Origin of the sequence: Coraliomargarita algicola, from assembly GCF_033878955.1 — a bacterium.
GTDB classification, from domain to species: domain Bacteria; phylum Verrucomicrobiota; class Verrucomicrobiia; order Opitutales; family Coraliomargaritaceae; genus Thalassobacterium; species Thalassobacterium algicola.
Genome location: NZ_CP138858.1, coordinates 2987332 through 2999420, shown reverse-complemented (window position 1 = coordinate 2999420; position 12089 = coordinate 2987332). Strand labels below are relative to the sequence as shown.

8 protein-coding genes and 1 pseudogene are annotated in these 12089 nt (G+C 53.8%); 7 read left to right on the top strand and 2 right to left on the bottom strand.

Translation table 11 applies throughout. From position 1 onward, the window contains the following. Positions 1–344: 344 nt before the first annotated feature. The 6 genes from SH580_RS12155 to SH580_RS12130 all read left to right on the top strand — a co-directional run bounded on the left by SH580_RS12155 (position 345) and on the right by SH580_RS12130 (position 7642). Positions 345–1298, top strand: coding sequence for a PstS family phosphate ABC transporter substrate-binding protein (locus SH580_RS12155; RefSeq protein WP_319831130.1), 954 nt, complete (start codon positions 345–347; stop codon positions 1296–1298). A 114-nt stretch (positions 1299–1412) separates the two neighbouring features. After that, the gene (locus SH580_RS12150; RefSeq protein ID WP_319831129.1) at positions 1413–3761 is read left to right on the top strand and encodes an ABC transporter permease subunit; all 2349 of its coding nucleotides are present in this window, start codon (positions 1413–1415) and stop codon (positions 3759–3761) included. Between the two features lie 47 nt (positions 3762–3808). Continuing rightward, on the top strand, positions 3809–5506 hold the full coding sequence (pstA, locus tag SH580_RS12145) for a phosphate ABC transporter permease PstA (RefSeq protein WP_319831128.1): 1698 nt from the start codon (positions 3809–3811) through the stop codon (positions 5504–5506). A 48-nt stretch (positions 5507–5554) separates the two neighbouring features. Continuing rightward, positions 5555–6352: a phosphate ABC transporter ATP-binding protein PstB gene (gene pstB, locus SH580_RS12140; RefSeq protein ID WP_308984787.1), complete on the top strand. Its 798-nt coding sequence runs from the start codon at positions 5555–5557 to the stop codon at positions 6350–6352. 41 nt (positions 6353–6393) lie between these two features. After that, complete coding sequence (gene phoU / locus SH580_RS12135; protein ID WP_319831127.1) at positions 6394–7032, top strand: phosphate signaling complex protein PhoU; 639 nt, start codon at positions 6394–6396, stop codon at positions 7030–7032. Positions 7033–7156: 124 nt separating this feature from the next. Beyond that, the gene (locus tag SH580_RS12130; protein ID WP_319831126.1) at positions 7157–7642 is read left to right on the top strand and encodes a hypothetical protein; all 486 of its coding nucleotides are present in this window, start codon (positions 7157–7159) and stop codon (positions 7640–7642) included. Between the two features lie 144 nt (positions 7643–7786). Here the strand turns inward: SH580_RS12130 and SH580_RS12125 are convergent, their stop codons facing one another. Then, the gene (locus SH580_RS12125) at positions 7787–10387 is read right to left on the bottom strand and encodes a DNA translocase FtsK (protein WP_319831125.1); all 2601 of its coding nucleotides are present in this window, start codon (positions 10385–10387) and stop codon (positions 7787–7789) included. A gap of 90 nt (positions 10388–10477) precedes the next feature. On the opposite strand from SH580_RS12125, the gene SH580_RS12120 reads away from it, so the two are divergent. Continuing rightward, positions 10478–11425 (top strand): type I phosphomannose isomerase catalytic subunit, encoded by a 948-nt coding sequence (locus SH580_RS12120; protein ID WP_319831124.1) that lies wholly within the window; start codon positions 10478–10480, stop codon positions 11423–11425. A 171-nt stretch (positions 11426–11596) separates the two neighbouring features. On the opposite strand, the pseudogene SH580_RS22035 reads toward SH580_RS12120, so the two are convergent. Continuing rightward, positions 11597–12068: pseudogene (locus SH580_RS22035) on the bottom strand (FKBP-type peptidyl-prolyl cis-trans isomerase); the annotation flags it as partial. Positions 12069–12089: the final 21 nt, after the last annotated feature.

The following is a 12089-nucleotide window of genomic DNA, read 5'->3' as shown; positions in this document are numbered from 1 at the left end:
GTCACATAGCCGCACTTTATTACATTAATGTGCCATCCAGGACACAAACAGGTAACCATGTGACACATCCGTAAAACACACACGAAAATATGCCCCACCATTTACAAGCAAAACAGACACAACAAACACCCCAATAAGACCACAATCCCGCACCACAAGTGAGATAATGCACATCTAGCACCCCACAAGCACACTGCCCACAGGTCTACAAATAGTCACAATATTAACCTTCCTGTAACATAAGCGCCACATTTCCGAAACAAAACACGCGTATAAAGGTAATGAAGTTAGTGAGCAAATCAGCTCGCACTCATTTTAATCACAATAACCGATCACACATACGAATGAACACTACATCCATCCTTCGCGGTCTTACCGCAGCCCTTTGCATGAGTTTTGCTGGGCAGACCAGCAGCCTTGCTAACGTTGACCCGAACTTGCCCGTTTATGAATCCGTTTCAGGCGTATCTGGCAACCTTAACTCGATCGGTTCCGACACACTCAACAATTTAATGACCCTCTGGGCTGAAGGCTTCGAAGCGATTTACCCGAATGTTAACATTCAAATCGAGGGCAAAGGCTCTTCAACCGCACCGCCCGCACTCATCGAAGGTACGGCACAAATCGGCCCCATGAGCCGCGAGATGAAGGGCTCAGAAATGGACGCCTTCGAAGCTCGCTACGGTTACAAGCCTACAGCCGTCGGCACTTCGATCGATGCCCTCGCAGTTTTCGTCAACAAAGACAACCCACTCGAAAGCATCACTTCCGAGCAAATCGACTCTGTCTTCTCCAGCACTTACCGCAAGGGTGGCACACCCATCACCGAATGGAGCCAACTCGGACTTGAGGGCAGCCTGGGCGGTCGCGCACTCAGCCTCTACGGTCGTAACAGTGCCTCCGGCACTTACGGCTTCTTCAAGAAGGTCGCACTGGCTGGTGGTGACTTCTCCTCCAGCGTTAAGGAACAGCCTGGCTCATCTTCTGTGGTGCAAGGCATCGGCTCTGACCTCGCAGGCATCGGCTACTCCGGCATCGGCTACACCACTTCTGGCGTGAAAGCGATCCAGATCGATGGTATCGAACCCACTGCAGAAAACTGCCTCGATGGCAGCTACCCGCTGGCTCGTCAGCTCTTCGTCTATGTCAATCGCGACCCACGCGAGCCCATGGATAAATTGACTTACGAGTTCCTGCGCTTCGTGCTGTCTAAGCAAGGCCAGGAAGTCGTCGAGAAAGACGGCTACTACCCACTTCCAGCACCGATCGCTGAACAGATCCTAAACAGTCTTAAATAAGCGTCACATAATTTTTACGTGGGTGGAGGCCTCTCCACCCACTTTTTTTTTGCTATATAGAGACAGTACCGCTTTTTAGCTGATTCTAGCCTTCAATGATCGACTGACATCGTTATGAGTTCGACTTCCAATAATCCCTCCGAAGAGCGTTTCACCGTCGCCCGCACCACACTGATTTTAGACCGCCTGATGACGGGCGTGATCAAGGGTGGCGGCTGGTTGGTGATGCTGGCGGTCTTCGCCATCTTTGCCTTCATCTTTGTGCAGATTCTGCCACTTTTCGGGCACCCAGAAGTTAAGTCTGTCGGGAAAGTTGCCATACCACTGGAGGAAGTCGCCGTGATGGGTGTCGACGAATGGGGCGAACTCCCTTTCTTCCTGAATCAAGCTGGACAGCTTCACTTCGCAGATCTACCGCGCGATGTGGAGACCCGCACTTACGAACGTGTCGGTGGCGACTTGAATCAACTCGCGCTCGGCCCGCGTGGTCTGTTTGAAGTCGACACAAAACTGCCAGAGAAGAACTGGACGGCTTTTTATTACGACGCCTACAAAGGTGAAATCGCGCTCGGCTCAGAAGACGGTCGCGTCGCCCTGCTGCACCTCGATTACAAAGCTGAGTTTTTAGCGGACGCCCCGCGCACGGTCGTGCCTCAGGTCAAATCAGAGTTGCTGCCGGCCCTCAGCCAGTCGAACGCCCCCGTGCGCCAGCTGGCTTTCTTTGAGTCCACCACCAACCGAGCGATCGGCACCTTACAAGAAACTGCAGACGGCGAAACCATCGTCACTCTTCAAACCTACGTTGTTAAATCCAGCCTGTTTGGCGCGCCTAAGATGGTGGCGGACGCGCAGATTGACCTCGGCCATGGCATCACCGACGAAAAGCCGGAGCGCTTACTCATTGGGGGACAAGGCGACCGCATCCTACTCACCACCGAGGGTGGATGGCTTTACTACCTACGCCTCAACAAGGGGCAACTGGAACGCGTGCAAAAGCTGCAGCCATTTGCCGATCTGGAGGACACATCGATCCACTCGATCAACTGGCTACTCGGCAAACAATCCGTCATTTTAACTTCAAAGTCCGGTGCGAACATTACACTCGCCAGCTATCTAGACGAAGCGGCTGGCCAAATTCTTTACACCAAGATCAAGGACTTCCCAGCACTGGATGCTGGAGGTGCCAACGACTTTAGCCCCGCGCAACGCAACCGCGGATTCCTGATCTCCAACGAGCATCAACTCTCATTGCGCTACAGCACCACAGGCGATGTGCGCTGGGAAACCGATACCGACTTCCCACTACAGAAGATCGCGCTCGGCCCACGCTGGGATTCAATTTTCGCCTTCGACGCACAACAAAACCTACACGTGTATGCAGTCGACGACCCACACCCAAACGCGGGTGTAAAGGCCTTCTTCGGCAAGATCTGGTATGAGGGCAAATCCGAGCCTGAATACGACTGGCAGTCGTCCAGCGGCACCTCCGACTTCGAGCCTAAGCTCTCGATCGTGCCGCTCTTCTTCGGCTCGATCAAAGGCACCTTCTACGCCATGCTCTTTGCCATGCCGATCGCGATCTTGGCAGCCATTTACGTTTCGCAATATCTGAAACCGGAAGCGAAGCGCTACATCAAGCCTGCCATGGAAATCATGGCCTCGCTCCCTTCCGTCGTGCTCGGCTTCTTGGCAGCACTTTGGCTGGCACCTTTAATCGAAGATCGTGTGCCCTCCATCCTGCTCATGCTCATTGCCGTTCCACTCAGTGCCGCCATGCTGGGCTACTTCTGGGGACGCATGCCTCAAACCGTGCGCAACCGCATACGCCCGGGTTCGGAATGGATGGTCATCCTGCCGGTAGTGCTGATCGTCGGCTACCTGTCTTGGCAACTCGGCCCCACCCTGGAATCGGTCTTGTTCCGCGTCTATGATCCAGACCTCGGTGTCAAAGCTGGCAACTTCCGTCTTTGGTGGACTGAAACAACTGGCGTTAGCTTTGAGCAACGCAACTCCTTAGTGGTCGGCCTCATGATGGGCTTCGCCGTGATCCCGATCATTTTCACCATTTCCGAGGATGCGCTCACCAATGTGCCGCCTTACCTCACCTCTGCTTCGCTGGCACTCGGTGCCAGCCGCTGGCAGACCACTTGGCGCGTCATCCTACCGACAGCCTCACCTGGTATCTTCTCCGCCACCATCATCGGCTTCGGCCGTGCGGTCGGTGAAACCATGATTTTGCTGATGGCTACGGGTAACACGCCGATCATGGAGTGGAACATCTTCAACGGCATGCGCACACTCGCGGCCAACATCGCGGTGGAACTGCCCGAAGCACCACAATACAGCACCCTCTACCGCACTCTTTTCCTCGGTGCGATGGCGCTCTTCCTCCTGACATTCATACTGAACACGATCGCCGAAGTCACTCGCCAGCACCTGCGCGAGAAATACAAGACGATCTAGAGTCAGCGCCCGCCACATCACATACAGGCAAACCAGCATTTTTTCTCATGCCAAAATCGCAGCACAGTTTTACATCGATCCGCCCCAAAGGTGAAGCCCTCGTTTGGTTCACCGGCATGGGGCTCAGTGTCGGCATCCTCCTGATTATCGGGCTACTCGGTATCATCCTCAAGAACGGCCTCTCCATGTTTTGGCCCGACACCATCTACGAGGTACAATTGGTCGAGGGCTCAACCGCCGGCCCTCGCAACGGCCAGAACTTCGCCGGCGCCATCGCACTGGAACGTCATAAGCGACTACAAGAAGCGACCAATGCTGGCCTGACCAGCGAATTCCAGTTCTTCGCAGGCAACAAAGATGCCTACGGGCAAATGTATCACTACGTCGATGCCGACCAAATCGTGACGGACGCAGCAGGTGAACCCTTATTTACACCGGCCTCTGGCATCCTCCAATTAGAGCGTATCGAGTTCGGAGATGCACTTGGCTTCCCACTCGAAATCCAACTCGCCGATGGGACTACAATCACTGAGCCAGAAGCACTGAAGGCCGCACTATTCAAGACGATCGAGGAAAGTAACGAACGCTTAGAAACCTATACCAAGATCGAGAAGAAGCAGATCGGACGCATCAACAGCAAGATGGAATCCATCCGCCTCGAGCAACGCGCACTGCGCGAAGAGCTGGGTGAAGCTGCCGCTGAAACTTCGCCGCAGATTCAAGAACTAAACGAGCAGCAAGCCGCCTTGCAGGCACAATACACCGAACTCGCTGCGGAAGCCCGCGAGCTGCGCGAACGTCGTCACCAGGACTCGCTGCTGCTACGTCTAGCCACCGGCGAAGAGCGGCGCATCAGCTTTGAAAACATCACCCAGGCACACTTCCCCAATGAAATGAGTCTGCCAGGCAAAGTTGGCTTCTTTCTGAAACAAATCTGGCGCTTCATGTCCGAAGCCCCCCGTGAGGCGAATACTGAAGGCGGCATTTTCCCCGCGATCTTCGGCACCTTTGTCATGACACTGCTCATGAGCCTGGCCGTGATGCCCTTCGGTGTGGTCGCCGCCATTTACCTGCGCGAGTATGCCACCCAGGGCGTCATCGTACGAGCTGTCCGCATCTCGGTTAACAATCTAGCCGGTGTGCCCTCCATCGTTTATGGCGTCTTCGGACTCGGCTTCTTCGTTTATGTGCTCGGTGGCAGTATCGACGAACTGTTTTTCAGTCATAAACTCCCAACCGCCACCTTCGGCACCGGCGGCGTCCTGTGGGCCTCCCTCACCTTGGCACTCATGACTGTGCCCGTCGTGATTGTCGCCACAGAAGAAGCACTCTCGGCGGTGCCACGAGGCATGCGTGAGGCTGCGCTCGCCTGCGGCGCTTCCAAGTGGCAAGCGATTCAACGCATCGTGCTGCCCGCCAGCGCGCCCGGCATCTTGACAGGACTCATCCTCGCCATGGCACGCGGCGCAGGCGAAGTCGCACCACTAATGCTGGTGGGCGTGGTCAAACTCGCACCAAGCCTGCCCCTCGATGGCGAATTTCCTTTCGTTCACCTAGACCGCAAATTCATGCACCTGGGCTTTCACATTTACGACCTCGCCTTCCAATCGCCCGATTCCGATGCCGCCAAGCCAATGGTCTTTGCCACGACACTCTTGCTAATCGTGCTGGTCATCGTCCTCAATCTAAGCGCCATCACAATCCGCAACCATCTTCGTAAAAAGTATAAGGGCGACACCTTTTAAGCCATCGCACGCGACGCCAACATAAACAAAATTTCAAAATATTTCGCAATGATCCAAGCACCTAAAACAACCGACAGCCGAGAAGACTTCGAGCCTTTCATCCAGATTAAAGACAACTACAACTTCTGGTATGGTTCGACCCAAGTGCTTTTCGACCTAAACCTCGACATACCTGAAAAACAAGTCACCGCCTTCATCGGCCCCTCAGGTTGTGGTAAGTCTACCTTGCTACGCAGCATCAATCGTATGAACGACCTAATCGAGGGCATCCAACACACGGGTGATATCACGATTGGCGATCAAAGTATCTACGACCCCAGCCTCGAAGTCATCTCCCTGCGCAAGCGCATCGGCATGGTCTTCCAAAAGTATAATCCTTTTCCAAAATCGATCTACGAAAACATTGTTTTCAGTCTCCGCATTGCTGGCCGCAACAAGAAGTCCGAACTCGACGAAGTCGTGGAGCGCAGCCTGCGCGGCGCCGCTCTTTGGGATGAAGTCAAAGACCGCTTACATGAGAGTGCGCTCAGCATGTCGGGCGGCCAGATGCAGCGTCTCTGTATCGCCCGCGCAATCGCCAATAACCCGGAAGTGATCCTAATGGACGAACCCTGCTCGGCGCTGGATCCCATTGCGACCGGTAAGGTCGAAGAACTCATCCATGAGTTAAAAAAGGACTATACCATTGTGATCGTTACGCACAATATGCAACAAGCCGCCCGCGTATCTGACCGCACCGCATTCTTCTACCTTGGCAAACTCATCGAATATGATGTAACTGATAATATCTTCATGAAACCAAAGAACGATCAAACTGAAGCTTACGTCTCTGGCCGCTTTGGTTAATCACCATTCACCCTCCCCCTCCCCTTGGTACTCTACATATAATGAACCGCTATTTCCACAAAGAGCTCGAAGAGATTCGTAGCAAACTCATACTCATTGGCGAAAAAGCCAGCGAAGCTGGTCGTCTGGCCGTTGAAGGCTTCATCGAAAGCGACCTCGAGAAAACTCAAGCTGCCGTCAAAATGGATGACGAGATCGACGACCTCGAAGTCGAAATTGACCGCGCTTCCGTCCGTTACATTACGCTACGCTCCCCCGTCTCCAGTGACGTGCGCTTAATCTTTGTCGCCATCAAAGCCAGCCACGACCTCGAGCGAGCCGGCGACGAAGCCCATAGCATTGCGAAAAAGACCCGCAAGATTCTAACCAGCGAAGGTAAGGCAAAGAATCCAGTGCAAATCGAGAAGATGAGCCGACTCGCCTTCGCGATGATGCGGGACGCAATCACTTCATTTTTAGATGAAGACCTGGAGCTCGCCAGAGGGATCATCGAGCGCGATAAAGAAGTCGATCGACTCAATAAAGAAAACTACACCACACTCTATAAAGAGATGAAACTTGAGAGTAGCGAATCCTCCACCCATGTGGAAACGATCTTAATTTCCAAATCAATCGAACGCATCGCAGACCACGCCAAGAATCTAGCGGAAGAAGTCATCTACCTACTAACTGGAGAATAGTCACTTTTAGCTGTCAATTTGGCTTTGTTTGTGCTAGTCCCCATTGTGTCGGTCACTCATGCGGAAGTCTTTCCAGCAAAATCGACTCACATCAAACATCAATCCACTCGAAAACTCAGTCATCATGGCTAAAAAAACCACCACTAAAAAAGCGGCCAAAAAAGTCGCAGCCAAAAAGGCTGTGAAAAAGGTCGCCGCTAAAAAAGCTCCTACCAAGAAAGTGCCTGCCAAAAAAGCAGCCAAGAAGGTAGCCAAGAAAGTCGCGGTCAAAAAGGCAAAGGCAGCCGCCCCAGCGGTAGTTGCTCCAGCGAAGGAACCAGAAGTTAAGAAGGCTCCTGCTAAGACAGTCGAAAAAACTTCCATCATCGCACGAGTAGACGTCGGCTTCGGCAACAGTCTCTACGTACGCGGTGAAGGGGCCGGCCTCTCATGGGACAAAGGCGTTCAGCTCGACAACGTAAGTCCATACGAATGGTCTTTCGTTAGCACACAAGCCAAGGGCGACGTCACCTTCAAATTCCTCATCAACGATGAGATTTGGGCCGAAGGCGAAAACGGAACAGTCGCCGCAGGTGACACATCCATTAGCTCACCAGTCTTCACCTGGTAGTTAAACACAAGCAGATACTTCTAACGAAGCATTCGCTATACAAGATTTACAAAAGCCCGTCAGAATCCTGGCGGGCTTTTTTGTGCGTGCGCGACGAACGAACTTCGATCCAAGCTCAATTCAGAGGTCAGCAAGTGACGCTGACTACATCGAGTCGAGATCCACCATGATTTCGCGTGGGCTGGAGCCGTTTTCGGGGCCAACGATGCCGCGCTCTTCCAGCTCTTCCATCAAACGGGCAGCACGATTGTAACCGATGCGCAAGCGACGCTGAAGCATGGAGGTGGACGCGCGCTTCGTAGAACGCAGCACGTCGATCGCGTCAGGCAAGAGCTCGTCGCCGTCGCTGGGACCTCCATCGTCGCCGCCTCCGGCATCGTCGCCACCGGCGTCGATCTGCTTTTGCACGTCTTCCGCAAACTGTGGTGGATCATTCTTCTCTTGAAGGAACTCCACAATGGCGTTGATCTCGTCGTCGGAAACGAAAGCACCTTGGGCACGTACCAGATTGGAAGTGCCGGGAGGAATGAAGAGCATATCCCCCTTGCCAATCAGGGCTTCGGCTCCACCTCCGTCGAGAATGGTGCGACTGTCGATCTTAGAGGCGACCTTAAAGGAGATGCGGCTAGGCAAGTTGGCCTTAATCACACCGGTAATAACGTTCACCGAAGGACGCTGGGTGGCGAGAATGAGGTGAATGCCAGCTGCACGAGCGAGCTGCGCAATACGCGCGATGCAGGTCTCGATATCAGCGGGCGCGACCATCATCAAGTCAGCCAACTCGTCGATCACGCAAACGATATAGGGCAACTTCTTACGTGGAACCTCAAAGGCGTCGTCATCGCGGGGCACTTCCATACTCTGAAGGGCCGCGCGTTCTTCGGGACTCATTTCAGCATCCATCGCCTCGGCCTTAGCTTGCTCTTCTTTGTCCTTGGCGATCTTGGCATTGAAACCAGCGATGTTGCGCACATTGGTCTTGGCGAAAATTTGATAGCGATGCTCCATCTCCGCGATCAGCCACTTGAGCGCACCGGGTACTTTCTTCGCCTCGGTCACCACAGGGATCAACATGTGGGGCAGTGCGTTATACATCTGCATTTCTACCACCTTGGGGTCGACCATGATAAAGCGCAGATCCTCTGGGCCGGAGTGGTAGAGCAACGATGCGATAATCGCATTAATACAGACTGTCTTACCCGAGCCAGTGGAACCGGCAATCAGCACGTGCGGCATCTTAGTCAGGTCGGTGACCATCGGCTTACCGGTAACATCTTTACCCAACACGATGGGAATCTCCGCATTGGCTTCGGCCCAAGCTTTGGACTCGACGATATCACGCATGCAAACCGCCAATGATACCTTATTAGGCACCTCGATCCCAACAGTGCCTTTGCCCGGAACAGGTGCCAGAATACGGACAGAGAGCGCTTTAAGACCAAGAGCGATATTCTTATCCAGATTCACAATCTTCTCAACACGCACACCAGGCGCGGGAGTCACTTCGTAGCGAGTGATCACCGGCCCCGTGTGAATCTCGCCGGGAATAACTTTTACTCCAAATTCGTCGAGCGTGCGAACAAGTGCGCTCATCGTGCCCGCGTGGTCCTCGGGCGCGATGCTGCTGGCATCCGGCGCCTCCGAGAGCAAATTCAGCGGCGGGAAAACATAATCGCCGCGACGCTCCGGAATACTGGCGATCGCTTTTTCGGTTTTCTCACCGGTAATAATCTTAATTGTAGCCGTATCCAGCACGGGCTTTTTCGGCTCCGGCTCGGCTGGTGGTTCAGGTGGCTTGGGTATGAGCTTCTTCTTAGGCGCAGACGGCGCTGCAGCACTCCCCGCCCCGCTGGACGGTGGTAAAGGCGTGGGCGCACCACTCAGTAAAGAAGGCTTGCGACCATCAGCCGGGGGCTGCTCGTCGTCCAAAGCCTCAGCGGATTCGGCCGATTTTTTAGACGGCTTGGCAGTCTTCTTTTCCTTCTTCGCCGCGGCTGCGGCTTCTTTAGCCTCCGCCTTGGCCGCGGCAGCCTCTTCTTTAGCCTGAGCTTTAGCGCGTGCTGCCTCCTCCTTGGCCGCGCGTTTAGCTTCGGCTCGCTCCGCTTTACGGGCTTTGCGCACCTCCTTGGATTCGGCGCGGTTCTCAAGAAACTCACGGTAACTGGTGTGTAAATAATCGAAAAAGTGCCCGAGGTTATCCGTAAACACTAGGATCGAACCAATAATAAAGCCCATCAGCAAAATCAGGAAAGCGCCGAAGGGACCGATATATGGCTCCAACACGACAGGACCAATAAACTCACCGATGACACCCCCAAAACCATTGGAAAGTTGGCTTTCAAACAAGCTACCAGTCGTACTGCTGACAGGACGCATCATCGCAATCAATCCAGAGACGCAAAAAATTGCCAAGGGCGATGCAAGCCCAGTTAAAAGGCGCTTCCCATACTCCTGCTGCACCAGCAGGCGCACTCCAAACCATAGCAGAAACAAGGGCACCAACAGCACCGCCACTCCCAGGAAATGAAAGCCGAAGAAGCCCACGTAACTACCAAACAGACCGACCAGATTTGGATCAGTCGGGTTGGTGGCATTATACTGTTCGGTATTATAATCAAAAACCGACACTGCGACCAGCGCCGCAATAGTAAATAGCAACAATCCCAACACTGGGCGTGAGCGTGCCTTGCGTGGTTGAGAGACCACTTTTTTCTTTACGACTTTTTTCTTTGCTTTTCGTGCCATGTAAGGGGAGGGAAATTAAACGCAGATGCGTGAATAACAAGATTCGATTGAGTATCGCATTCTCAGGAAAATCCAGCAAGAAACGGTATTATGGAATTACTCACATTTACTCCACTGTATATGGAACGCGTTTGGGGCGGTCGCGGCCTCGAAGCCAAACTCGGCCGCACACTGCCTAAAAACAAAGTAATCGGGGAGAGCTGGGAACTAGTCGACCGTAAAGGTGAACAATCCGTCGTCGCCTCTGGGCCATTAGCTGGAAAAACCATTCGTGAGCTACTGGAAAGCGCCGCAGCGGACATCCTAGGCCCGGGGCGCGACGGCTCCCAGCCTTTCCCAATCTTGATCAAATGGCTGGACTGCCAGGACCGCCTCTCACTCCAGGTCCACCCACCCGCCGAAATCGCCCCCTCACTCGGTGGTGAACCTAAAACAGAAAACTGGTATATCGCGGAGTGCGACGAGGGTGCATCTCTAATCGTCGGCCTGAAAGCGGGCGTCACCAAAGAGCAATTTACCCAAGCACTGGCAGACAACAAAGCGGAAGACTGCGTGCATCGTTTCCCGGTCAAAGCGGGTGATTCCATCCTAGTCGAAAGCGGGCGCATGCACGCAATCGATGCAGGCAACTTAATCCTGGAAATCCAGCAAAACTCCGACACCACCTATCGTGTATACGACTGGGGCCGCGTCGGCTTGGACGGGGCTCCGCGTCAATTACACATCGAAGAATCGCTCAAATCGATCGATTTCACAGACTACGAGCCGGAAACGCTCAAGATCGTCCCCGGCACGCAAACCTTGGCAGACTGCAAGGAATTCCGCATCCGTAAATTCGAGCTACAAGCAGGGGATGCCGTCCTCGAACTGCCAGCAGGCGAGGGCCCGCGCCTGATCCACGTCGTAACCGGTCAGTTGACCGACCAGCAAAGCGGAACAATCCTAAGCAAAGGCAGCAACTACCTGCAGCCCTACGTGACAGGTGTCAGCCTAAGCGCGGATGGACCTACGACACTGCTCGTGACCGATCAATTTTAGCAAAAAAAGCGCCTCACCGAGAATTCGATGAGGCGCTTTAAATAAAATACCTAAGCGATGAGATTAGTGCGAGCAGCCACAGCCGCCTTGTTCTTCTTTCTCGTCGTTGCAGCATTCGCCTTCGCTCTCTTCAGAGCTGCAGCATTCGCCGCCACCACCGCCGCCACAGCATCCACCGCCTTGGTGGATATGGCCATGCGCAAGCTCTTCTTCAGTTGCCGCGCGCACATCTTGTACAGTGACATTGAAATTTAGGTGTTTACCAGCAAGCGGGTGGTTACCATCGACTGTAACATCATTTTCCTCGACTTTAACCACACGTACCTGAAACGGGGCCTTGGTCGGTGCTAGCTTGAAACTGCATGCCCACTTCAAGCGACTCGACGCCTTGAAAACGATCACGTGGCACGACCTGCTCAAGAGCTGGATTCGGCGCACCGTAGCCATCCTCTGGAGCGACACGCACTTCGACAGTATCTCCGGCAACCTTACCAGCGAGGGCAGATTCAAGACCTGGGATGATGTTCTTATGTCCGTGAAGATATGTCAGCGGCTGGCCTGGCTGAGATTGATCAAGTAATGTTCCTTCGTCGTCCTTAAGCGCGTAGTCCATAGCGACGACTGTTCCTTCTGCAATTTGCATAATATTTGGTATTGGTGTTTC

Coding starts and splice junctions, on each gene's coding strand:
- pstB (WP_308984787.1), top strand. CDS start 5,555: ATGATCCAAGCACCTAAAACAACCGACAGCCGAGAAGACTTCGAGCCT.
- SH580_RS12130 (WP_319831126.1), top strand. CDS start 7,157: ATGGCTAAAAAAACCACCACTAAAAAAGCGGCCAAAAAAGTCGCAGCC.
- SH580_RS12120 (WP_319831124.1), top strand. CDS start 10,478: ATGGAATTACTCACATTTACTCCACTGTATATGGAACGCGTTTGGGGC.
- SH580_RS12150 (WP_319831129.1), top strand. CDS start 1,413: ATGAGTTCGACTTCCAATAATCCCTCCGAAGAGCGTTTCACCGTCGCC.
- phoU (WP_319831127.1), top strand. CDS start 6,394: ATGAACCGCTATTTCCACAAAGAGCTCGAAGAGATTCGTAGCAAACTC.
- SH580_RS12155 (WP_319831130.1), top strand. CDS start 345: ATGAACACTACATCCATCCTTCGCGGTCTTACCGCAGCCCTTTGCATG.
- SH580_RS12125 (WP_319831125.1), bottom strand. CDS start 10,387: ATGGCACGAAAAGCAAAGAAAAAAGTCGTAAAGAAAAAAGTGGTCTCT.
- pstA (WP_319831128.1), top strand. CDS start 3,809: ATGCCAAAATCGCAGCACAGTTTTACATCGATCCGCCCCAAAGGTGAA.